The organism is Rhizobium sp. USDA 4016, from assembly GCF_056279705.1.
In genome coordinates this window covers 1,873,074-1,895,751 of record NZ_JBWCCY010000004.1, presented here as the reverse complement: position 1 = coordinate 1,895,751, position 22,678 = coordinate 1,873,074, and the positions used below count along the sequence as shown (strand labels likewise).

23 protein-coding genes are annotated in these 22,678 nt (G+C 60.8%); 9 read left to right on the top strand and 14 right to left on the bottom strand.

Translation table 11 applies throughout. The annotated features are described in order from the left end of the window. The first annotated feature begins 44 nt into the window (after positions 1-44). On the top strand, positions 45-1,130 hold the full coding sequence (locus ACZ9DP_RS24560; protein WP_194729731.1) for a citrate synthase/methylcitrate synthase: 1,086 nt from the start codon (positions 45-47) through the stop codon (positions 1,128-1,130). 206 nt (positions 1,131-1,336) lie between these two features. Here ACZ9DP_RS24560 and ACZ9DP_RS24555 read toward each other — a convergent pair whose 3' ends face one another. The 4 genes from ACZ9DP_RS24555 to ACZ9DP_RS24540 all read right to left on the bottom strand — a co-directional run bounded on the left by ACZ9DP_RS24555 (position 1,337) and on the right by ACZ9DP_RS24540 (position 5,475). After that, a complete protein-coding gene (locus tag ACZ9DP_RS24555) occupies positions 1,337-2,965 on the bottom strand; it encodes a CTP synthase (RefSeq protein ID WP_022715652.1) in 1,629 nt (542 codons plus the stop codon). Positions 2,966-3,106: 141 nt separating this feature from the next. Next, on the bottom strand, positions 3,107-3,580 hold the full coding sequence (gene secG / locus ACZ9DP_RS24550) for a preprotein translocase subunit SecG (RefSeq protein ID WP_194729732.1): 474 nt from the start codon (positions 3,578-3,580) through the stop codon (positions 3,107-3,109). 104 nt (positions 3,581-3,684) lie between these two features. After that, entirely contained in the window at positions 3,685-4,455 is a 771-nt protein-coding gene (gene tpiA, locus ACZ9DP_RS24545) for a triose-phosphate isomerase (RefSeq protein ID WP_074070269.1), read from the bottom strand. A 135-nt stretch (positions 4,456-4,590) separates the two neighbouring features. Further along, a complete protein-coding gene (locus ACZ9DP_RS24540; RefSeq protein WP_194729734.1) occupies positions 4,591-5,475 on the bottom strand; it encodes a dienelactone hydrolase family protein in 885 nt (294 codons plus the stop codon). Positions 5,476-5,692: 217 nt separating this feature from the next. Between ACZ9DP_RS24540 and parE the strand changes: the two genes are divergently transcribed. Next, positions 5,693-7,750 carry a DNA topoisomerase IV subunit B gene (parE, locus tag ACZ9DP_RS24535; protein ID WP_476203838.1) on the top strand — a complete coding sequence of 686 codons (2,058 nt, stop codon included), beginning with the start codon at positions 5,693-5,695 and terminating at the stop codon, positions 7,748-7,750. Between the two features lie 151 nt (positions 7,751-7,901). Beyond that, on the top strand, positions 7,902-9,038 hold the full coding sequence (locus tag ACZ9DP_RS24530; RefSeq protein WP_476203837.1) for an esterase-like activity of phytase family protein: 1,137 nt from the start codon (positions 7,902-7,904) through the stop codon (positions 9,036-9,038). Positions 9,039-9,057: 19 nt separating this feature from the next. Here the strand turns inward: ACZ9DP_RS24530 and ACZ9DP_RS24525 are convergent, their stop codons facing one another. Beyond that, positions 9,058-9,513, bottom strand: coding sequence for an OsmC family protein (locus tag ACZ9DP_RS24525; RefSeq protein ID WP_476203836.1), 456 nt, complete (start codon positions 9,511-9,513; stop codon positions 9,058-9,060). Positions 9,514-9,746: 233 nt separating this feature from the next. Between ACZ9DP_RS24525 and ACZ9DP_RS24520 the strand changes: the two genes are divergently transcribed. Further along, complete coding sequence (locus ACZ9DP_RS24520; RefSeq protein ID WP_476203835.1) at positions 9,747-10,940, top strand: AI-2E family transporter; 1,194 nt, start codon at positions 9,747-9,749, stop codon at positions 10,938-10,940. On the opposite strand, the gene ACZ9DP_RS24515 is transcribed toward ACZ9DP_RS24520, so the two are convergent. Then, a complete protein-coding gene (locus ACZ9DP_RS24515) occupies positions 10,941-11,399 on the bottom strand; it encodes a GNAT family N-acetyltransferase (RefSeq protein ID WP_476203834.1) in 459 nt (152 codons plus the stop codon). It abuts the gene before it with no gap. Positions 11,400-11,520: 121 nt separating this feature from the next. Between ACZ9DP_RS24515 and ACZ9DP_RS24510 the strand changes: the two genes are divergently transcribed. Further along, a complete protein-coding gene (locus ACZ9DP_RS24510; protein ID WP_476203833.1) occupies positions 11,521-11,946 on the top strand; it encodes a hypothetical protein in 426 nt (141 codons plus the stop codon). 1 nt (position 11,947) lies between these two features. Here ACZ9DP_RS24510 and ACZ9DP_RS24505 read toward each other — a convergent pair whose 3' ends face one another. The 3 genes from ACZ9DP_RS24505 to ACZ9DP_RS24495 form a co-directional block, all read right to left on the bottom strand. Next, entirely contained in the window at positions 11,948-13,087 is a 1,140-nt protein-coding gene (locus tag ACZ9DP_RS24505; RefSeq protein ID WP_476203832.1) for a DUF2336 domain-containing protein, read from the bottom strand. 92 nt (positions 13,088-13,179) lie between these two features. Beyond that, positions 13,180-13,812: a flavin reductase family protein gene (locus ACZ9DP_RS24500; RefSeq protein WP_283072045.1), complete on the bottom strand. Its 633-nt coding sequence runs from the start codon at positions 13,810-13,812 to the stop codon at positions 13,180-13,182. Next, on the bottom strand, positions 13,812-14,396 hold the full coding sequence (locus tag ACZ9DP_RS24495; RefSeq protein ID WP_074068193.1) for a nitroreductase family protein: 585 nt from the start codon (positions 14,394-14,396) through the stop codon (positions 13,812-13,814). The genes ACZ9DP_RS24500 and ACZ9DP_RS24495 overlap by 1 nt, the downstream gene beginning before the upstream one ends. Positions 14,397-14,510: 114 nt before the next feature. Between ACZ9DP_RS24495 and ACZ9DP_RS24490 the strand changes: the two genes are divergently transcribed. Next, complete coding sequence (locus ACZ9DP_RS24490; RefSeq protein WP_194729741.1) at positions 14,511-15,608, top strand: hypothetical protein; 1,098 nt, start codon at positions 14,511-14,513, stop codon at positions 15,606-15,608. Positions 15,609-15,612: 4 nt separating this feature from the next. Here the strand turns inward: ACZ9DP_RS24490 and ACZ9DP_RS24485 are convergent, their stop codons facing one another. The 5 genes from ACZ9DP_RS24485 to ACZ9DP_RS24465 all read right to left on the bottom strand — a co-directional run bounded on the left by ACZ9DP_RS24485 (position 15,613) and on the right by ACZ9DP_RS24465 (position 20,193). Further along, a complete protein-coding gene (locus ACZ9DP_RS24485; protein WP_194729742.1) occupies positions 15,613-16,440 on the bottom strand; it encodes a lysophospholipid acyltransferase family protein in 828 nt (275 codons plus the stop codon). Between the two features lie 68 nt (positions 16,441-16,508). Then, entirely contained in the window at positions 16,509-18,512 is a 2,004-nt protein-coding gene (thrS, locus tag ACZ9DP_RS24480) for a threonine--tRNA ligase (protein ID WP_476203831.1), read from the bottom strand. A 123-nt stretch (positions 18,513-18,635) separates the two neighbouring features. Continuing rightward, a complete protein-coding gene (locus ACZ9DP_RS24475) occupies positions 18,636-19,172 on the bottom strand; it encodes a DUF1697 domain-containing protein (protein ID WP_476203830.1) in 537 nt (178 codons plus the stop codon). 10 nt (positions 19,173-19,182) lie between these two features. Beyond that, on the bottom strand, positions 19,183-19,545 hold the full coding sequence (yidD, locus tag ACZ9DP_RS24470; RefSeq protein WP_476205472.1) for a membrane protein insertion efficiency factor YidD: 363 nt from the start codon (positions 19,543-19,545) through the stop codon (positions 19,183-19,185). Between the two features lie 201 nt (positions 19,546-19,746). Continuing rightward, on the bottom strand, positions 19,747-20,193 hold the full coding sequence (locus tag ACZ9DP_RS24465) for an iron-sulfur cluster assembly scaffold protein (protein WP_194729746.1): 447 nt from the start codon (positions 20,191-20,193) through the stop codon (positions 19,747-19,749). A gap of 306 nt (positions 20,194-20,499) precedes the next feature. On the opposite strand from ACZ9DP_RS24465, the gene folE reads away from it, so the two are divergent. From folE to ACZ9DP_RS24450, 3 genes are all read left to right on the top strand, one after another. Continuing rightward, positions 20,500-21,114: a GTP cyclohydrolase I FolE gene (gene folE, locus ACZ9DP_RS24460; RefSeq protein ID WP_022715673.1), complete on the top strand. Its 615-nt coding sequence runs from the start codon at positions 20,500-20,502 to the stop codon at positions 21,112-21,114. A 23-nt stretch (positions 21,115-21,137) separates the two neighbouring features. After that, positions 21,138-21,590, top strand: coding sequence for a phosphoribosyl-AMP cyclohydrolase (gene hisI / locus ACZ9DP_RS24455; RefSeq protein ID WP_039844956.1), 453 nt, complete (start codon positions 21,138-21,140; stop codon positions 21,588-21,590). 116 nt (positions 21,591-21,706) lie between these two features. Beyond that, positions 21,707-22,678 carry a patatin-like phospholipase family protein gene (locus ACZ9DP_RS24450; protein ID WP_074068209.1) on the top strand — a complete coding sequence of 324 codons (972 nt, stop codon included), beginning with the start codon at positions 21,707-21,709 and terminating at the stop codon, positions 22,676-22,678.

Genomic DNA, 22,678 nt, shown 5'->3' with positions numbered 1-22,678 from the left:
ATCAATCTAGGACCGATCTTCTTTTCCGTAAAGGAGAAATGCCTATGAAAAACGGTTTGGAAGATGTGATTGCCGCGGAGACCCGGCTTTCGGATGTCGACGGTCCGGCCGGCCGGCTGATCATCCGCGGCGTGTCGCTCGACGACCTCGTTGCGGACGGCACCTATGAAAGCGTCGCGGCGCTGCTGCTCGACGGATTGATGGAAGCGCACGTCAATGCCGAGGGTTTGAAAGACCGGCTCGGAGCGGCACGCGCAGAAGTCTACGCGCATGTCGTGGCCGACGCCACCCTCCTCGCCCTGCCACCGTTCGATGCGATGCGGGCACTGATTGCGCGACTGCCGGACGGCGAGGATTTCGAAACGGCGTTCAGGCTCCTTGCGGCCCCCGCCGTGTTCCTGCCGGCGGTTCTGCGGATGCAGCGCAGAGAAGCGCCTGTTCCGCCGGAGGCCTCAATATCGCAAGCCGCAGACATCCTACGCATGATGACGGGCAGGCTGCCGAGCGTCGAACAAACGGCTGCGCTCGACGCCTATCTGGTGACGATCTCCGATCACGGGTTGAACGCCTCGACCTTCGCATCGCGGGTGATCGCCTCGACGCATGCCGGCCTCACGTCATCAGTGCTCGCGGCGATCAGCGCGCTGAAAGGTCCGCTGCATGGCGGCGCGCCGGGACCGGTTCTCGACATGCTTGATGCGATCGGCGCCGAAAGCCATGCAAAGACCTGGCTCGCGGCTGCCCTCGGCCGCGGCGAGAGGCTGATGGGCTTCGGCCATCGCATCTATCGCGTCCGTGACCCGCGGGCCGACGCCTTGAAAAATGCGCTGAAGCCGCTTGTCGCAACCGGCCAGGTCGATCGGTCGCGGATCACTCTGGCCGAGGCGATCGAAAAGGCGGCGCTCGCAATGCTTAAGGAACGCAAGCCGGATCGTCCCTTGGACGTGAACGTCGAATTCTATACGGCGTTGCTTCTGGAATCGCTCGGCTTCCCGCGCGAGGCCTTCACCGGCGTCTTTGCGATCGGCCGCACCGTCGGCTGGATTGCGCATGCGCGCGAGCAGCTGCTCGAAGGCCGGTTGATCAGACCGAAGTCTGTCTATGTCGGGCCTTTTCCGATCGCCGCATGAACAGAGTTCCGGCGGCAGGTTCGCGCCTGTCGCCGGATCTGAAAGCTTCTACTCGGCAAAGTCGATACCGAGAAAACCGCCCGACTGCCAGGCCGCCAAAGGCTGGCATAGATGCCGCCCCGCGCAAGCAGGTCCTCGTGACGACTCCTCCGCAATGCGTCCATCGTCGAGAACGACAATCCGCCCGTCGTGTTTCAGAGGCGAAATTAGACCAGCCGACTCTGCTCGGTTGCGGCTTCGATGAAGCTTGCGAAGAGCGGATGCGGGTCGAGCGGGCGGGACTTGAGTTCCGGGTGATACTGGACGCCGATGAACCAGGGGTGATCCGGATACTCGATCGTTTCCGGCAAGACACCGTCCGGTGACATGCCGGAGAAGACGAGGCCGCAGTTTTCCAGGCGGTCCTTGTAGTCGACGTTGACTTCGTAGCGGTGGCGATGGCGCTCGGAAATGTCTGTCGAGCCATAGATTTCGGAAATCTTCGTGCCCTTCTTAAGCGACGCCTTGTAGGCGCCGAGGCGCATCGTGCCGCCCAGATCACCGGAAGCCGTGCGCTTCTCCAGCGCATTGCCCTTGATCCACTCGGTCATCAGACCAACGACCGGCTCCTTGGTGGGGCCGAACTCGGTGGAGGAGGCATTCTCGACGTCAGCAAGGTTGCGTGCTGCTTCGATGACCGCCATCTGCATGCCGAAGCAGATGCCGAAATACGGCACCTTGCGCTCGCGGGCGAAGCGGGCCGCATGGATCTTGCCTTCCGAGCCGCGCTCCCCAAAGCCGCCGGGAACGAGAATGCCGTGGACCTTTTCGAGGTACGGCGCCGGATCTTCCTTTTCGAATATCTCCGACTCGATCCATTCGAGATTGACCTTAACGCGATTGGCGATGCCGCCGTGATGCAGCGCCTCGATCAGCGACTTATAGGCATCCTTGAGACCTGTATACTTGCCGACGATCGCGATCGTGACTTCGCCTTCCGGCGTGCGGATGCGGTTGCAGACGTCTTCCCACGGTTCAAGACGCGGCTTTGGCGCCGGCTCGATGCCGAAGGCGGCGAGCACTTCGCTATCGAGGCCTTCCTTGTGATAGGCCATCGGCACATCGTAAATGTTGGCGACGTCGAGCGCCTGGATGACGGCGGACGGACGTACGTTGCAAAAGAGCGAGAGCTTGCGGCGCTCGGCTTCAGGAATTTCGCGGTCGGCGCGCACCAGCAGGATATCCGGGTGAATGCCGAGCGCCTGCAGTTCCTTCACGGAATGCTGCGTCGGCTTGGTCTTCAACTCGCCGGCAGCCGGAATGTAGGGCATCAGCGTCAGGTGGACGTAGATCGCAGTGCCGCGCGGCAGGTCGTTGCCGAGCTGGCGGATCGCTTCCATGAAGGGCATCGCCTCGATATCGCCGACCGTGCCGCCGATCTCGCAGATGACGAAGTCGTAGTCGTCATTTCCCTCGACCACGAAATCCTTGATCTCGTTGGTGACGTGCGGAATGACCTGGACGGTCGCGCCGAGATAGTCGCCGCGGCGTTCCTTGTCGATGATGTTCTTGTAGATGCGGCCGGTGGTGATGTTGTCGGTCTTGGTCGCCGAACGCCCGGTGAAGCGCTCGTAGTGGCCGAGATCGAGGTCGGTTTCCGCGCCGTCGTCGGTGACGAAGACTTCGCCGTGCTGGGTTGGGCTCATGGTGCCCGGATCCACGTTCAGATAGGGGTCGAGTTTGCGAAGCCGCACCCGATAACCACGGGCCTGTAACAACGCTCCGAGAGCCGCAGCCGCAATTCCCTTGCCGAGAGAGGAAACCACGCCGCCAGTGATGAATACGTATCGCGCCATGGGAGTCACCGGATACCTTTTCAAAAACGATTCCACCAGCCCAAAAATTCTTTTCCAGAACTTTTGGTGCCAGCTTGGAATCTGAATAAAAGAAAACCGGCAGACCCAGGGGCCTGCCGGCGGTTTATTTGGTTGACCGGGTTATTGTCCCGTTGGGACGCCGGTTCCGTTTTGTGCCGGGGCCGGAGTCGCAGGCGTTGCCGGGGCCGGCTGCGTCGCAGGTGCGGTCGCCGTCGGCGCCTGAGCGCCGGGAGCGGCTGCGCCGCCGTTCGGAACGCCGTTGCCGGCAGGCTGGTTCGCGGGCTGCTGCGGAGTGCCGCCGCCGAGCGAATCGAGTATGCCGTTGCCCTGCCCGCTCGTTGCCGGGATGCGGTCGAGAATATCGGTCGGGCTGCCCTCATAGCGCGTCAGGATGCCGAGGCCGAGCGAGGTGATGAAGAACAGCGCTGCAAGGATCGCAGTCGTACGCGTCAGCGCATTGGCCGTTCCGCGCGCCGACATGAAGCCGGAACCGCCGCCGATGCCAAGGCCGCCGCCTTCCGAGCGCTGGATGAGCACGACGCCGACAAGCGCCAGCACGATCATGAGGTGGATGACAATCAATACTGTCTGCATGGGTCCAGTCCTGCCCGCATGCGGCGGGCATCGAATAAAATCTGGCGCTGTTTACATGAGGTGATCCGCTATTCCAAGCCCTTCGGCCCAGAATATATATGGCATCACGCGAGCAGCGCTTCGTATGCGCCGTAGATGGCGAGGAAATCGGATGCTTTCAAGCTAGCGCCGCCAATCAACGCGCCGTCGACGTTGGCGATGCCCATCAGTTCCTTGGCATTGCCGGGCTTGACGGAGCCGCCATAGAGAATACGGACTTTCCCGCCATTGGCGCCGAAACGGGCGACGAGTTCCGAACGCATGAAGGCATGCGCCTTCTCGACGTCCTGCACCGTCGGCGTGAGGCCGGTGCCGATCGCCCAGACAGGTTCGTAGGCGATCACGGTGTTTTCCGGCGTCGCGATGTCTGGAACGGAGGCGGAAAGCTGTCGCTTGAGAATGTCAAGGGTCTGCCCGGCCTTGCGCTGGTTCGCCGTCTCGCCGATGCAGATGATGGCGGTGAGATCGGCAGCGAAGGCAGCCTCGGCCTTGGCGCGGACGAGATGGTCGGTCTCGGCATGGTCCGTCCGGCGCTCCGAATGGCCGACGATCACATAGGTTCCGAAGCAATCGGCGATCATCTCGGCTGAGATATCGCCGGTATGCGCGCCCGACGGGCTCTGATGGCAATCCTGCGCACCGATCGCAAGCGGGCTGTCGGTGCAGAGCGCGGTCGCGACATAAAGCAGCGTCGCGGGCGGGCAGATGAGCGCCTCGACCTTCTTGGCGAGGGGCGAATTCACGCCTTCCGCAATCGCCTTGACCTGATCGAGGGAGGCGCGCGTGCCGTTCATTTTCCAGTTTCCCGCCACGAGCGGGCGCACGTCAGGTGTCATGCCAGCCTTCCCAAATTTTTCCGTATTGAGCGGCCTTAGCAAAAGCATTCGGCATTGAAAAGCTTTTGAACCTTCACGTAACGGAAATAAGGCCGATTTGCCGCGCAAATCCTTAAAATTTGGCGGCGCAACTGTCTAAGAAGCGAGAATCCAGTTCAAAACCCTCCGCCAATCGATCATGCGGATCGGCGTGCCGTGGTTGCCGTTTTGAAAAAGCGTGAAATGGGCAGGGTATTTCGCCTCATGAAGTTTTTCGAAGAAAGCCTGCTGTCCGGCAGCGGCATAGACCGGATCGCGGCTGCCATGGACGAACCAAAGGGGCAGCTTCGCCTTGTAGAACGCGCTCTTTGTGAAGTCCGGATCCGTGACGCCGCTCATGACGACCATGCCCTTCAGCCATTTGACACTGCCCGCATCGCGCGCAATGCCCCAGCAGACCTGGCTGCCCATGGAAGCACAGGAAAGGATCACCGGGCGGCCGCCGGATTTCTCGCTCGCATAGCGGATCAGCCCGGCGATGTCTGCCACGCCCTCGCCGTCGAACGTGCGCACTGTCGGCGAATAATAGACGCCGCCATTGGCCACGGCCAGGTTCTTGAGCCGATTAAAATTGCCGCCGAAGCTGTAGTCGTTGACGCCGAGCCGCCGGTCGCCGTCGCGCCCGTGGATAAAGATCACGGTGAATTGCGCATTGTCTGTCGGTCCCACCCTGGTGAGATCCACCCTGCGGCCATTGAGCGACAGTGTTTCGTCCTGCTGCTGCCTGCGGACAGCGAGCGACACGTATTTCTGACGCGCGCGCTTTTGCGGGATCTGGTCGCGACCGTTGATGTCGCGCATCTCGTCATATTCGACGGCTTCGAAGGCGCCGCCATCGGCGGTTTGCAACACGTTCTGTCTGGAGAAAAGTTCGTCCTTGTAAGGCGGCAGCGTGTCGGCTGCGGCGCTGCCGATTCCGGCGGACAGGAAAAAGGTCGCAATTGCGGCGATAATCATGCAATGACTTGTGGACATTCTCATGCGGGCGGTTTCCTAACACATCATGCCGCTTGCCATTCTAGGCCCGGCAACGCAAACCAATTCCATAGAATTCCGCCAAATCGGGCGGCGTCGCGTAACGAGACGCTTTCTGGCAGAATCTGCCTGATTCGCTAACGTGACATCAAATGCGGTGATTTTGGGTCTGGCCCTAAGCGTACGTGCGGCCCAAGACAGGATTGAAGATCTGAACGACTCCATGGATGACAGCAACGACCTCTTTTCCGGAATGCCCCTGATGCCGAAGCAGGAGGCGGCCGCAAAGCCTGCCGAAAGGCCTGCTGCGACGGCCCCTGCGTTGCGCCCTGCCCCGGCAGCCTCGGGCCCGGACGACTACGGCGCGTCCTCCATCCGGGTTCTCGAAGGCTTGGAACCGGTGCGCATGCGCCCCGGCATGTATATCGGCGGCACGGACGAAAAGGCGCTGCACCACCTCTTTGCCGAAGTCATCGACAACTCGATGGACGAAGCGGTCGCCGGCCATGCAAATTTTATCGAGGTGCATCTCGACATCCAGGGCTATCTGACGGTCAGTGATAATGGCCGCGGCATCCCCGTCGAGAACCATCCCCAGGTTCCGGGCAAATCGACGCTCGAAGTCATCATGACCAAGCTCCATGCCGGCGGCAAGTTCGACGGCAAGGCTTACGAGACCTCGGGCGGTCTGCACGGCGTCGGCGTTTCGGTCGTCAACGCGCTGTCGGATTATCTCGAGGTTGAAGTGGCGCGAAACCGCAAGCTCTATCGCCAGCGTTTTTCGCGCGGCATGCCGCAGGGCGGTCTCGAGGAGCTAGGCGATGTGCATAACCGCCGCGGCACCCGCGTGCGCTTCCATCCCGATCCGCAGATTTTCGGCGACCATGCGAAATTCGATGCCGGGCGCGTCTTCCGCATGGCACGCTCGAAAGCCTATCTTTTCGGCGGCGTCGAAATCCGCTGGAGTTGCGATGAAGGCGTGCTCCCGGAAGGCTCGGAAATCCCGGATAGGGCAGTCTTCCACTTCCCCGGCGGGCTGAAAGACTACCTGCAGGCGACGATGGGCAAGGAGTTCACCGTCACCCGCGAAATCTTCGCCGGCAAGACAGAGAAAGCAAGCGGCCATGGTTCGCTCGAATGGGCGATCACCTGGTACGGCGGCGACCAGCAGATCCACTCCTATTGCAACACCATTCCGACGCCAGAGGGCGGCACGCATGAGGCAGGCCTGCGCATCGCGCTGACCAAGGGGCTGAAGGCCTATGCCGACCTGACGCAGAACAAGCGCGCAGCGCAGATCACCACCGACGATGTGATGATTTCCGCCGTCGGCATGCTGTCGGTTTTCATCCGCGAGCCGGAATTCGTCGGCCAGACCAAGGACAGGCTTGCGACCGTCGAGGCGCAGCGCATCGTCGAGAACGCGCTTCGCGATCCCTTCGATCATTACCTGGCGGACAATCCCAACGAGGCCGAAAAGCTGCTCGACTGGGTAATCGAGCGCGCCGAAGAGCGTCTGCGCCGCCGCAAGGAAAAGGAAGTCAACCGCAAGACGGCCGTGCGCAAATTGCGCCTTCCGGGCAAATTAGCCGATTGTGCGCAGAACACCGCTCAGGGCGCCGAACTCTTCATCGTCGAAGGCGACTCGGCAGGCGGTTCCGCCAAGCAGGCGCGCAACCGCGCCAATCAGGCGATCCTGCCTTTGCGCGGCAAGATCCTGAACGTTGCGAGCGCCGGCCGCGAAAAGCTCGGCGCCAACCAGCAGCTTGCGGATCTCGTTCAGGCTCTCGGCTGTGGTACCCGTTCCAAATATCGCGAGGAAGACCTGCGCTACGAGCGCATCGTCGTGATGACCGATGCCGATGTCGACGGCGCCCACATCGCGTCATTGCTGATCACTTTCTTCTATCAGGAGATGCCCGAGCTCGTGCGCGGCGGCCACCTGTTCCTTGCCGTGCCTCCGCTCTACAAGATCACCCAGGGTGCCAAGTCCGCCTATGCGCGCGACGACGCCCACCGGCAGGAGCTGATGGAAACGGAATTCAAGGGCAAGGCGAAGATCGAGATCAGCCGCTTCAAGGGTCTCGGCGAAATGCTGCCCGCGCAACTCAAGGAAACGACCATGGATCCGAGCAAGCGCACGCTGCTGCGCGTGGTGATCGATGAGGTCGATTTCGAAGGAACCCGCACCGCGGTCGACGACCTGATGGGCACCAAGCCGGATGCGCGCTTCCGCTTCATTCAGGAACGTGCTGCCTTTGCCGAAAATCTCGATATTTGAGCTTCCGCTATTTCACGGAACTGACGAAGAACCGTAACAACTCCGTCAAATAACCGGTGCATGAGAAGCGCCGCGAGCGGCGCGCCGTTCCTTCGGGGATTGGCCGCGCGGTTCGTTCCGCTCATCACCCCTTGCCAGCCGGATGTTTGCCATGATCAAGCGTTTTCTCGCGACTGCCGCTTTTGCGCTCCTGTCCAGCGCCGCCACTATCCACGCGACCGATATCGGCGCGACCTTCGAGACGTCCTGCCCCTTTGGCGACTGCGCGGCCGGCATCTCCCTCTCCTATCTCGGCGAATTCGTCATCCCGACAGGCCACGTGGAAAACGGTGTCGAATTCGGCGGCATTTCCGGCCTCGATTTCGACGCGGCAACGGGCCACTACATCGCCATCAGCGACGACCGCTCGGAAAAAGGCCCGGCTCGCTTTTACGAGCTCGCAGTCGATGTCGACGGCGCCCGCCTCAAGGGCGTTGCCGTCGTCAAGCAGGTGACGCTGAAGGACAAAAACGGCGAACCCTTCGCCAGGCGCACCGTCGATCCCGAGTCGATCCGGTTCGGCCGGGATGGCATCTACTGGGGCAGCGAAGGCGACGGCAAGGCGCTGATCGCCCCCTTCGTCCGCGTCGCTTCGCAGGACGGCGCCTTCATGCGGGAGTTCAAGTTGCCGGAAGGCTTTGCTCCGACAGCCGACAAGTCGACGGGCATCCGCGACAACCTCGCCTTCGAAGACCTTGCGATCGCGCCTTCCGGCGATGTCTTCGTTGCCATCGAGGCGGCGCTCTACCAGGACGGCCCGGCAGCTTCCCTTGTGAACGGCAGCCTTGCGCGCATCATCCGCTATGATGGGACGACCGGCGAACCGAAGGCGCAGTATGTCTATCCAATCTCGCCTATCCCACAGGCGGCGGCGAAGGCTGACGGCGGCAACGACAACGGCATGTCGGAGATCATCGCACTCGACGGTCACCGGTTGCTCGCCGTCGAGCGCAGCTATGCCCAAGGCGTCGGCAACAACGTGAAGATCTTCATGATCGATCTCGACGGCGCTACAGACATCTCGGCGATCGCCTCGCTTGCGAAGACCGATCAGCGTGTGGTTCCCGTCCGCAAGAGCCAAGTTCTCGATCTGCGTGCAGCCGGCCTGGTGCCGGACAATATCGAGTCCATGGCGATCGGCAAGGCGAAGGACGGGAGCGACGCGCTGATCCTCGGCTCTGACAACAACTTCTCGACAAGCCAGAAGACGCAGTTCTACGTCTTCAAAATACTGCGCCGTCCGCAATAGCAACCGAGGGATCGTCCAGCTAGTCGAGGCGGACTTCGATTTTCGTCTTCACCGAGTTGGCGAGGAAACAGAGCTCATGGGCCTCGTGATGGAGCTTTTCCTCCATTTCGCGGCTCGGCGCTTCGTCCGCATAGACCACGGCCGGCTTCAGCTCGACGCGGCCGACGAGCATTTTTCCGTCGACCTTCTCCATGATCCCGGTCGCCGTATCGAGATAGCTGTCGACGACGATGCCCTTCTTCGAGGCAAGCCACAGGTAGAACAGCATATGGCAACTTGAGAGCGCCGCGACATAGGCCTCCTCGGGATCGACGTTCTCGGCGATCGAGTACGGAAGCGGCACGTTGTGCGGCGATGCCGAAGCAGGCACCGAAAGGCCGCCATCGAAATTCCACATATGGCCGCGGCTGTACTTGCCGTCCGTGAAACTGCCCCCGCCGCGCTGCCATGATACTTCCGCTGAAAATTTCATCATCGTCCGAACGATCCTTATGAATCCTGATGCCCAACGTGCGGCCATTTTCACGGGCTAGCAAGGTTCGGAAGAAAATTCCGTCACATTCCGTACAGAGGTTTAAGATATCCCGTTGCCCTGACGACTTGGCGCACCTTCGATTGGAAGAGGCCGGCCCTTAGACGATCGATATGCTTGCGTCCGGGCTCCCAATGGCGCATATCCGTGATTGAGAAGAAGGAATAAAAAGCGACGTGAGCCTCTCGAGCAACAAGAAACTGCCTGGCGAGCCGCGGTGGCTTGGGCCTTCTGCGCCCACACGCACGCCGCTCATTCCCTCGATTTCCGCGGCCCGCTGGCTTTTGATCCTCATCGTTGCGGCAGGCGTCTATTTCTTTTACGGCTTCGTCGTTCCGGTTCTGGCCGCACTCGTCATCGGGTTTGCGAGTTGGCCCCTCTATCGCAGACTTCTTGCGCGCGTCGGCGGCAACACGACGATCGCGGCCACGATCGCGATCATCCTCATCGTGACCTTCCTCGTTATCCCGATCGGGCTTGCGATCACCTATACGACGGGCGAGGTGCGCGAATGGGTCGCCTGGATCATTCACGCCAACCGGCAGGGCGCGCCCACACCACAGTGGATCCTCGCTTTGCCTTTTGCAGGGCCTTATCTCGACGATCTCTGGACGAAATATATCGGCAGTCCCGGCTCTTTGGGTGAAGTCATCCAGGCTGTCAGCGGTGCCAATATCGGCAATATCTACCGCGCGGTTCTCGCAGCCGGCGGCGCGTCGTTCCACCTGCTCCTGACGCTGCTTTTCATGCTGATCGCGCTGTTCTTCGTCTATCGCGACGGCGCGTCCTTCTCGCGTCAGATCGACATGCTTGGCGAACGCATCCTGCCCAATCGCTGGGAGCGGATTTCGCGCGTCGTTCCGGCAACGATCAGTTCCACCGTTATGGGCATGACGCTGATCGCGATCGGCGAAGGCATCGTGCTCGGCGTCGCCTACTGGATCGCCGGCGTCCCCTCGCCTGTGACACTCGGCGTCCTGACGGGCATCATGGCATTGATACCCGGCGGCGCGCCGCTCTCGTTCACCTTGGTTTCGATCTATCTCGTCGCCAGCGGATCGCATGTCGCCGGGGTCGCGCTCTTCATCTGGGGCACGGTCGAACTCTTCATCGTCGACAAGACGCTGCGTCCGAAGCTTGTCGGCGGCCCGATCAAGCTTCCCTTCCTTCCGACTTTCTTCGGCCTCGTCGGCGGCGTGAAGACCATGGGCTTCCTCGGTCTCTTCATCGGCCCGGTCTTGATGGCACTGCTCGTCGCGATCTGGCGCGAATGGATGCACGAAGTGAAGACGAACGATCAGACCGCTCTCGGCCCGGAAGTCATGATCGACGAGCAGGCGCCGCCGGTGCAGCGCGCGGCCGACGGCTGATCATTTCAGCCGCTTCTCCATGAAGAGGCTGAGCGGGTCCGGCAGGTACGAGCCGAAGGGTCCGACGTCGGCATAGCCGTATTTGCGATAAAGACCGACCGCCTCCGGCTGATAGATGCCGGTCTCGAGCCGGATCGCATCGAGACCCAGCGCCCGGGCACGCTCCTCCAGCCGCTCCATCAGGCGGCTTGCGACCTTCAGTCCTCTCGCCTCCGGATCGACGAACATGCGCTTGATCTCCGCCGTACCGTCTCCCGCCTCCAGGAGTGCCGCACAGCCGACGATTTCTCCTGCATTCCGCGCCACGAAGAAGCTTGCGATGGACTTTTCCAGGGTCGAGAGATCGACCAGGTGATTGCTTTCGGCAGGATAAAGCGACTGCGTATAGGCATCCGAAAGGTCGAGCAAGCGGATGATCTCCGGCTGGCGCGGCGATTCAAGAGCGACGGTGACGGACATGGCATTCCCCGGTTTTGCGGGGCCTATCGCGGCGCATGACGAAAGGTTAATGCAGCCGCCATCTTTCGGTTGGAATTGCCCCGTCTATGACAGTGGATTTCAATAACCAAAGGGTTCGATTATGCAAGCCATCCTCGTCGCCATGACCATTTTCGGGTGCAATGATTCGGTGACGCAATGCAATTATGTCGCAACGGTCGATAAGCACTGGGACACGGTGGCCATGTGCGATGCCGAGTCGGAAAAGCGGCTCAAGTCCTTCGCCGATGCCAACTACCCGACCGTGATCGCCGTCTGCGAAGCACCGAAGCCTGCGATCGCGCCGGAACAGCCCAAAGTCGCCGAAGCTCTGCCCGCCCCGGTGCCGTCCGTCCAGGAGACTGGCCAGGAGACTGGAAAGACAGGCATTCGCGCTTTCGCGATACGCATTGCCGATCAGGTTCACACACACCTGCCAACCGGCGAAAGCGTCAAGCATACGCTGGAGAAGCCGGTGCATTTCGTTTCAGTTGGCTATTCCTGGGCGGTTCAGCGCTTCAAGAATTAAATTAGGCTGCCGCGAGCGCCGTCAGCGATGCGTAGCTGCGGGCCGATTGGCGTTGCTCAGCGATGTGAAGCTTCTCGACCAGATCGAGCAACTCGCTGACGGCGCCATGGATGCCGTCGTGGTGACGGAAGCGTTCGAGCAGCCTGCCGCAAACGTTGGCAAGCATTGTGCCTGCGGTTTTTTTGGAAGCTTCGCGCCAGAGAAGCGTCGCCTCGACGAACACTGTGCTGATCTCGCGGGTGAGCCCGGCCGCCTCGTAGAGGGCGCGTACCGCATGCATGCGGCCGGTGGCAAGGATGGAGCGCACGCGCTTTTCGGTGCAGCCGGTGAGATTGACAATGGCGCCGGCGAAGAAATCCACCTTGCCGGAGCAGAGGGCATGCATGAGAAAGGACGGCGTCAAATGGCCATTAAGACGCAGATGCTCGACGAGATCGGCGATCTGGCGCGGCTGGATCTCGCCGACAAGCGACACGACGGCCGCCTGCGTCGCCTCGCGGCTGATGCGCTCCAGACGATTGAGGCCGATTGCGGCCTGCGCCAAGGGCAAGGCGACCAATGCATTGCTGACATGCTGCGTCAGCAGCTGACGGGCATCGACCGGCAGATCGGCGCGATCAAGCAGAAGATTGCGGATATCGCAACAGTCGCCTAGCCGCGCCGCAATGCGCTTCAGGGATACTGGAGCAATCGCGGCTCCCTCGTTTTCGAGAAGGCAGAGAATATCCTCTTCGTCGCCGACCTCCGCAAGAGCGGCTGAAACAGCACGCGAGATCGATGCGCGTGCGGCGATCAAGATACGGGTGACGCTGCCGCCGCGGGCTGCGAGATCGACGAGATCGGCGTCCGAAAGAAGCGGGGAACACGTCACCGCATGGCAGGCGATCTCCGGCTGGTCTTCGGCGAGGGCAAGAATGAGGGCGCGCGGCGCTTCGTCAGACCAAGCGATCGCTTCGACCAGTGCCAGACGCACGCGCGGCGATGGATCGTCGAGCAGGAAGGTCATCGCCATTTCGGCGGCCCTGCGTTCCTCGGGAAGCATTTCGGATTGTAGATAGGCACGGCCAAGCGCGCTTGCGGCGCGAGCCCTGTCTCCGGCCTTGGCAGTTTCAACCCAGCGAAGAAAAGCCTCTACGATCACACTACGCCCCAACCTGCGAACGCGATTCCTTCGCGCTCTACCCTTGGAATGAGGCTACTGAGAAATGGTTTACGATTGGTTCATCATATTCATTAACCCTTGCCAGCCGCGATCAGATCGTTCGGCACTTGCGGGCGCAGCAGCTCGAAGACGTCGCTGCCTTCGCTGTAATCCATGTACCCCATGCGTGCGACAGGCCGCGCGATCGACATATCCAGGCGCCCCTCGCGGATGATCTGCTCGTCGATATGGATTCCGACGACCTCGCCGAGAACCATGACACTCTCCGAAGGCTCGCCCGAGAGGGTCTTGGGTTCGATCAGTTCGGTCACCTTGCATTCGAGCACCGCGAAAGCCTCACCGACATAGGGCGCATCGACAAGCTCACCCCGCTTTGCCGTCAGGCCCCCCAGCTCGAACTCGTTGATGCCGTAAGGCAGCGCCGCCGATGACAGGTTCATCTGTTCGACAAGGTTGCGGCTGACGAAATTGCAGGTGAAGACCCCGGTTTCCGCTGCGTTGCGCTGGCTGTGCTTGCGGCCGCTGGAGGAAAACATCACCAACTTCGGCCGGTCGGAAACGGCGTTGAAGAAAGAATAGGGGCCGAGGTTCAGCGAGCCGTCCCTGCCCTTCGTGCCGATCCAGCCGATCGGACGCGGCGCGACGATCGCCTTGAACGGATCGTGCGACAGGCCATGCCTGTTCGTTTCGGTCGGGTAGAACATCAAGCGTCCCCACCAACCCAAGTGACCGTTTCCGATATTTCCGGACGCGGTCGTTCAACTGCGGGAAAATTTGTCGAGCCGATATGGACGAAGCCGGCAACCCGTTCGCCTGGCTGGACGCCAAGCAGCCGATAGGCACGCTCGTCATAGGCGAACCACTCGGTCAGCCAGTTGGCCACCCAGCCATGGGCGTTGGCCGAGAAGATAATATTGAGGCATACAGCGCCTGCCGACATGATCTGTTCCCATTCAGGAATCTTGAAATGCGGCCCGGCTTTGCTGACGACGGCGATGACGACCGGCGCGCGGGTGAAGCGCGCACGCTCGACCTCGATCATGTCCTCGGAAAGATCGGGCTTGGCTTCGAGCGCCAGCTTCAGAAGCTCCTTTCCGATATGGACGCGCTCTTCGCCGCGATAGACGATGAAGCGCCAGGGCGCGAGCTTGCCGTGGTCGGGAACGCGAGATGCCAGACGGAGGATTTCCTCGATCTCCGCCTTTTCCGGTCCCGGTTCGCTCATCTGGAATGCGGGGATGGAGCGGCGCACGGCGAGGTAATCGATCAGCTTGATATCGGATTTCATGCGGGAGAAACTTTCATTTTCATGACAGCGGGATGGATGGGTCTTGAATTTGCCATCGCGTTGGTCTTGAAGTGGCCTCTGTGATTTCAGAAGTCAATCTTGTTCAGGAAACACATGCCCGGCATTTTGCCTTTTGCGCGTATGGCTCTTGCGCTTGTTCTGGCGGCTTGGCTGCCCTTTGGCGCAAGCGCGCAGGACGCGTTCAAGGAATTCAAGCAGCTCGATACGACGGCGAAAATGCCGAAGCTCAACGCTTTCATCGCCCCCGGCAGCGCACCGCAAGGGGCCGCGTTGCACGAGGTCGAGATCGAGGCGAAGCTGACGGCCGACGGCCAGCCGGTGGAAGACGGCCTTTCCTGGTACGTGTTCAGCCCGATCGCCGGCGCTGACGGCAAGCTGCCGCTGGTGGCGAGCGCCCGTGGCGGGTCGGCGGCTTTCCAACTGGCGCCGGGCGACTATCTGGTAAACGTGTCCTTCGGCCGCGCCGGTGTTACCCGGAAGGTGAATGTTCCCGACAGCGGCAAGCTCGACAAGCAGGTGATGGTGCTCGATGCGGGCGGCTTGCTGCTCAACGCTGTGTCCGGCTCCGACGTTCGCATCCGCCCGGATCAGTTGCGCTTCTCCATCTACTCGTCGGAAGTACGCGACGACGGCGAACGCGGATTGGTGACGGCAGACGTCTCGCCGAACACCGTCGTCAGGCTGAACGCCGGCACCTACCACATCGTTTCTGAATATGGCGACGTCAACGCCGTCATCCGCGCCGATATCCAGGTGGAAGCGGGAGGGCTCACGGAAGCGACCATTCAGCACCGTGCAGCACAGATCACCTTCAAGCTGGTTTCCGAAGCAGGCGGCGAAGCGATCGCTGATACGGCCTGGTCGATCCTGACGGCTGCGGGCGATAGCGTCGGCGAAAGCGTCAGCGCTTTTCCGACGATGGTGCTAGCCGAAGGCGAATATTCCGCCGTCGCGCGCAACAAGGACAAGATCTATCAGCGCGACTTCAAGGTCGAGGCCGGTAAGAATACCGATGTCGAAGTGCTGATGAAGAACGAGCAGCCGCAGGAACCGGCAAGCGCGGCGACGACGCTGCAGCAGGAACCGCAGCCATCAGCCGCCGGCGAGCCGCAGAGTTCCGCGCAGGCGCCGCTGCCTTCCTATGAGCAACTGCTGCCGGGCAGCGGCACGACGGGCGCCGATACCGATTGAATTTTCACATGCGCTTTCGTTTGATGTCGGAACCCAACGAAAAGACCGCATCGTAAAGCGCTGCCAGCAGGGCCTTGCGGTCGTTCCTTCTCAGCTTTTCGTAAGGCAGGACCGGACCTGCATGCGCTGTGATCGTCTTGCCTGACAGCCGGCGGAATTCGCGGATCAACAATGAGAGGCGAAGCGTCAGCGAGAAGCGGCTGACGATATGAAAGAGCCGCCCGTTCTGGCCCTCGAAATAGATGGGCAGAACGCTTGCACCGGCCGCCTGGACGAGCTTGGCAGGAAAAATCTTCCAGGGCAAATCCTCGGCGCGGCCGAAACCGTTCTTCGCGGTGGCGACGCCGCCACCCGGGAAGATGATGACGACAACGCCATCCTTCAGAAGCCGGACCGCCTCCCGGCGCGTCTCCATGTTGAGGCCGACGGCCTCTTTCGTCTCATCGAAGGATATCGGAAGCGAATAGGCCGCCATTTCCGGAACCTTGAGCAATTCGTTATGGATGAGAACGCGGAATGGCCGTCCAAGCCGTTCGGCAAGCGCCAATACGGCAATGCCGTCTCCGATACCGAACGGATGGTTGGCGACGATGACAAGCGGCCGATCCGCGGTAAGTTGCGGTGGCCAGGCACCATTGATGTCGAGGCGGACATCTAGGAGATCAAGGAGTTTGCCGAATACGCCTTCGCGCGTCGGAACGATATCGCTGCGCCAGATATCGTAGAGCTGCACGTAACGATCGCGGCCGGAGAGCCCCTCGATCGAGCGGATCAGCCAGCGCTTGAGACGCGGATCGCTCTCCCTCGCATAAGATAGCTGTTTGAATCGCAAAGCCGTCCGGCCTCAGGTGGAAGACCGGACGGCTATATTTCAAAGCGATGACAACTGTCTGACAGAAATCAGGCAGCCTTCGCTTTCTTGGCTTCGATCTTGCGGCGGATATCCGGTGGCGTCGCTTCCCAGGCAAGGTTCTCGATTGCCGCCTCGAGCGGCATCGAGGTCTGCTCCGGGCTGCCTAGGCGGCGGATATTGACAGTCCGTTCCTCGGCTTCCTTCCGCCCGCAGACGACGATGACGGGAACTTTCGTAACGGAATGCTCGCGGATCTTGTAGTTGATCTTCTCATTACGGAAGTCGGTCTCGACGTTGAGTCCCGCCTCGCGCAGCGCTTCGGCAACTTCTGCGCCATAACCGTCCGCTTCCGAGGTGATCGTCGCGACCACGACCTGCAGCGGCGAGACCCAGAGCGGCAGATGACCGGCGAAGTTTTCGATCAGGATGCCGAGGAAGCGTTCCATCGAGCCGCAGATGGCGCGGTGGATCATCACCGGCTGCGTCTTCTCCGAATTGCTGTCGATATAGAAGGCCCCGAAGCGCTCCGGCAGGTTGAAGTCCACCTGAGTGGTGCCGCACTGCCATTCACGGCCGATCGCGTCTTTCAGCGTATATTCGAACTTCGGGCCGTAGAACGCGCCCTCGCCCGGCAGGATGCCGGTCTTGATGTCGTTCGACTGCTGCTGGATGGTGGTGAGCACGTCCATCATGACGCTCTCGGCGCGATCCCAGAGCTCATCCGAACCGACGCGCTTGTCCGGGCGCATGGAGAGCTTGATGGTAATCTCGTCGAAACCGAAGTCCTTGTAGACCGAGAGGATCAGGTCGTTGATCTTCAGGCACTCGGCGGCCATCTGCTCGTCGGTGCAGAAGATGTGCGCGTCGTCCTGCGTGAAGCCGCGCACCCGCATCAGGCCGTGGAGAGCGCCTGACGGCTCGTAACGATGGACCGTACCGAATTCTGCCAGGCGGATCGGCAGTTCGCGATAGGATTTCAGCCCGTGCTTGAAGATCTGCACGTGACCCGGGCAGTTCATCGGCTTCAGTGCGAAGACGCGGTTGTCGGCTTCCTTGTCATCCGGATGCGTCAGCGCATGCGCCGATTTCACCGCGAACATGTTTTCCTGGTACCAGCCCCAATGCCCCGAGGTTTCCCAAAGGGAAGTATCAAGAATCTGCGGCGCGTTGACCTCCTGATAGTCGGCAGCGAGGCGCCGCCGCATATAGGCGACAAGCGCCTGGAAGATACGCCAGCCCTTGCCGTGCCAAAAGACGACGCCCGGGCCTTCTTCCTGGAAGTGGAACAGGTCCATCTCGCGGCCGAGACGGCGATGGTCGCGCTTCTCGGCTTCGGCGAGCATGTGGAGATAGTTGTCGAGTTCGGACTGCTCTGCAAAGGCCGTGCCGTAGATACGGGACAGCATCGCATTGTTGCTATCGCCGCGCCAATAGGCGCCTGCCACCTTCAACAATTTGAAAGCCGAGCCGATCTGACCGGTCGATGCCATGTGCGGGCCGCGGCAAAGGTCGAACCAGTCGCCCTGATAGTAGATCTTCAGATCCTGGCCTTCCGGGATGGCATCGACGAGTTCGACCTTGTACTGCTCGCCCCTGGCGGCAAACACTTCCTTCGCCTTCTGACGCGACCACACTTGCTTGGTGAAAGGCGCGTTGCGGGCGATGATCTCCTTCATCTTCTTTTCGATCTTCGGCAGATCGTCGAGCGTGAAGGGTTCGTTCTTGGCGAAGTCGTAATAGAAGCCGTTCTCGATGACTGGGCCGATCGTCACCTGTGTACCGGGCCAGAGCTCCTGCACGGCTTCCGCCATGACATGCGCTGCGTCGTGCCGGATGAGTTCCAGGGCGCGCTCGTCGCTGCGAGTGATGATCTCGATTTTGCCCGCCGTCACGGGATCGGAAAGGTCGCGCACGGTGCCGTCGATCGCAATGGCGACAGCCTTCTTGGCAAGCGACTTGGAGATGGATTCGGCGACGTCGAGGCCGGTCGTGCCGGGCTCGAAGTCGCGTTGACTGCCATCGGGGAAAGTCAGGGAAACGGATTGGGACATATCGATATTCTCCTTGTCCAGTCCCGCCAACGAATGCGGGTGGTTGCAATGAAGCGCTTCGTCGGCACGAATGCGCTGCCGCCTGATACCGAGATTTGGCGTGTGAGTAAAGGCAAGGCCTGATCAGCCGATCATTTCGGCAAGGCCTCGCACCGTGTTCCAATTGCGCAGCGTGCCGACGCCCATACGCCTGGTCGTGAGCGCCGAGAGCAGCTTCCATTCACTGGGTTTGCCGGCGAAATCGATCCAGAGATCGCCATTGGTTATCGCCAAGCGCTGGGTGGCTTCGACGTACTTCTGAAGCGTGGTTAAGGCGGACCGATCGAGCGGCTTGCGCATCACGCGCACGATCACTTGGCTACCATCGCCATCCGGAAACGGATTTGAATTCGCCAGTCTCAGCCAATCCGCGCCCTTGCGGACGATGATATCGACGGGCTTGCCGAATTTCGTTTTGAAGGCAGCTTCAATCTTGGCTTCGATGTCACCGAGCGGCGCACTGCCTGCTTCAAAGACGATATTGCCGGTCGAGACCAGCGTGCGCGGGTTGCCGTATCCGAGTGCCGCGGCCATATCGCGAAGATCGGACATCACGACCCGGCGACCGGGCGCGAGCACAATGCTGTGAAGGAGCGCGACGTAGACGGTTTTGCGTGGCATGGGTTTGCCGTCAGCCCGCTTTCCGTCCGAGCGCAAAATAGCGCCACGGCGTCCACCAAAGCAAGCGCTGCTCCAGCCCTTCAGGCACGGGATCGAGACCACTCGTTCCGCCCGGCCCGCAGCGCCCGACACGAAAGAGCGTCATCCACCCGCCGGCCCACAGGCCATGGCGTGCGATCGCCTCGTAGCCATATTCTGAGCACGTCGGAATATGCCTGCATGAGTTGCCGATAAACCCGGATAAGGTCAGTTGATAAAGCCGGATCAGTCCCATGCCGAGCAGCCGGTCAGGGGTCTTGCGGAAAGGGCCGGTATAGTTTCGGGAGTATCTGGCCACCGGCCCGGAATACCCCTCTTTGTCACTTCGCGACATTTCCGGCGAGATTATCCCGGACACCCTGCGTTTCGGCAGATCGTCGTCGTCGTCCTGCTGAAGAGGGCAAAATTCGCACATGGCCTAACATCCGCGTCTTGAGGAGGCGCCGGCAGTGCCGCACGATCCCGATCTTCCCCCTTGTGGGGGAGATGTCACGAAGTGATAGAGGGGGGTGTCACATTGCGGAGCGCTCAATGTTCACGCCTCGGCCATTTCCGCGCGCTTTGCCTCGATCTGCCCAACCGCATCGACGACAGCGTCGAAAGTCAGCATGGTGGACGCGTGGCGAGCCTTGTAATCCTTGACCGGGCGCAGGTAACGCATGTCCTCGAAGCGGCCATCTGGACCTTCTCCGTCCGCTTTCAGCATGGCGAGCATGTCTTCGCGGGCCTTGCGGAGTTCGCCGGCCGTTGCGCCGATCACGTGCCGGGCCATGATCGAGGAGGATGCCTGGCCGAGCGCGCAGGCTTTGACGTCATGGGCAAACGCGGTGACGGTATCGCCGTCCATCTTCAGCCAGATCCGCACTTTGGAACCGCAGAGTTTCGAATGCGCCTGTGCGCTTGCATCGGCATCGGCCAGGCTGCCTGTCAGCGGAATGTTGCCTGCAAATTCGAGGATTTTGCTGTTATAGATGTCGTCCATGATGAATTCCGCTCCAGATTGCCGCGGATCGGCTTATTCGGCGGTCATTGTATCATAAACAAAAAACACACCGTGTCGTGCTAGCATACTTACATGAAGACGCCGTCTTCCTATATGTATGTCGTTCGAAGACCATGAAAATGCAATGGTCCTCGGGTAAGTTTGATTGGGAAACCGTGCCGGACGGGCTATAAGTTGCCCCGAAAGCCCCGGAGCCTGCCAAAGGTGCAACATTCCTGACAAGGGATACCAGTGGCGAGTCCGAAAGACGGTCCAAAAGTTCGTGGACCAGGAGACTTGAGCAGTATGGACGCCATCGTAAAGAATTTTCCGCAGACCAGCCGTGACGCCGAACGCCCCAGCCAGAAGGAAGCCGAAGACGCAATTCGCGTTCTGCTTCGTTGGGCTGGTGACGATCCGTCGCGCGAAGGGCTGATCGATACTCCTACCCGTGTCGCCAAAGCCTATCGCGAACTTTTCGCCGGCTACGAAATGGACCCGGAAGACGTTCTGGGCCGCACCTTCGAAGAGGTCGCCGGCTACGATGATATGGTTCTCGTGAAGGATATTCCGTTCTATTCGCACTGCGAACATCACATGGTGCCGATTATCGGCAAGGCACATGTCGCCTATATGCCTGACGGCAAGGTACTTGGACTTTCCAAGATCGCCCGCGTCGTCGAGATCTATGGCCGCCGCCTTCAGACGCAGGAAACCATGACCGCACAGATCGCCAAGGCGATCGATGATACGCTGGCTCCGCGCGGCGTTGCTGTCATGCTCGAAGCCGAACATATGTGCATGGCGATGCGCGGCGTACAGAAACAGGGTTCCACGACGCTGACGACGACCTTTACCGGAATCTTCAAGGCCGAGCCCGCCGAACAGGCGCGATTCATGACCATGGTGCGGAGCCGCTGACACGGCTTCATTAAGAGAGCCGAATGATGCCTTTTGCATTCAATGCGCCGTCAGACGACAAATCCGAACTGGAAGATGCCGGCGATTTCACGCCCCGCTTCGATGATCGCGGCCTGATCACCGCGATCGTCACCGACGTGCATGACGGCGAGATCCTGATGGTTGCGCACATGAACGCGCAGGCGCTGGCGCTGACGATCCAGACGGGCAAGGCACATTACTTCAGCCGGTCTCGCGGCAAGCTCTGGATGAAGGGCGAAACCTCCGGCAACATCCAAACGGTGAAGGAAATCCGTACCGACTGCGATCAGGATGCAATCTGGCTTAAAGTAGAGGTCGCCGGTCACGACGCGACGTGCCATACTGGCCGCCGTTCCTGCTTCTACCGCACGGTGACGCTCCAGGACGGGAAACCAATGCTCGATATCGTGGATGACGAGCGGCATTTCGACCCGAAAGACGTCTACGGAAAATAGCGCGCGTGTCAGTTACCTGCTCGCTATTGAGACAGATAGCGCTGCTGTATACGATTTGGAAAGGGAACGGGGACACTATAACCAACTGAAATATTTCTGCCTGGAGGAGGCATACCATGCTGAACTGGAGTTTGCATCGTCAGAGCTCTGAAGCAGGCAGTTCAGGTTCCGGTGTCTCGACAGTTCCAGATATGACCGCTCCTCCGACGTCCGCCCTTCCCCCTAAAAGAGCAAAGATTGCGCTGGCGCTTGGCGGCGGTGCGGCGCGCGGCTGGGCGCATATCGGCGTGCTGCGCGCAATGGACGAGGCCGGCATCGAAGTTGGCATGATCGCTGGAACCTCGATCGGCGCGCTGGTCGGCGGCTGCTATCTTGCCGGCAAGCTGGATGAGCTCGAGGCCTTCGCCCGTTCGCTGACGATGCGCCGCATTGCCAGCCTGCTAGATCTTACCATCGGCGGCAGCGGACTTTTCGGCGGCATGCGCCTGACGAAGCGCATGCAGGAGCATCTCGAAGATCTGAACGTGGAAGACCTCGACCGTCCCTTTGTCGCCGTGGCTGCGGAGGTGAACACCGGCCACGAGGTCTGGATTTCCAGCGGCTCGCTGATTACGGCGCTGCGTGCATCCTATGCCCTGCCCGGCATCTTCGAGCCAGTTCGCAGCAACAGCCGCACGCTGGTCGACGGCGCACTGGTCAATCCGGTGCCGGTTTCCGTTTGCCGCAGCTACGAACAGCAGCTCGTCGTGGCTGTCAATCTGAACTACGACCTCTTCGGCCGGTCCGCAGTCGTCAAGCACAATGCGACCTTGACGCTTCAAGAGATGCAGAAGCAGGAGGAGGCCCCCTATGCCCGCCTCGGAATGACCGGCGTGATGGTGCAAGCCTTCAACATCATCCAGGACAGAATTTCGCGCGCGCGCCTTGCCGGCGATCCGCCGGACATTTCGCTGCATCCGCGTCTCAGCGACATCGGCCTGTCGGAGTTCCACCGGGCTGGCGAAGCGATAGAGCGCGGATACGAGGAAGCCAGAGCGCGGCTTCCCGAACTCCGGCGGATGCAGGAAGCGTTCGCCACCCAGGCGTGA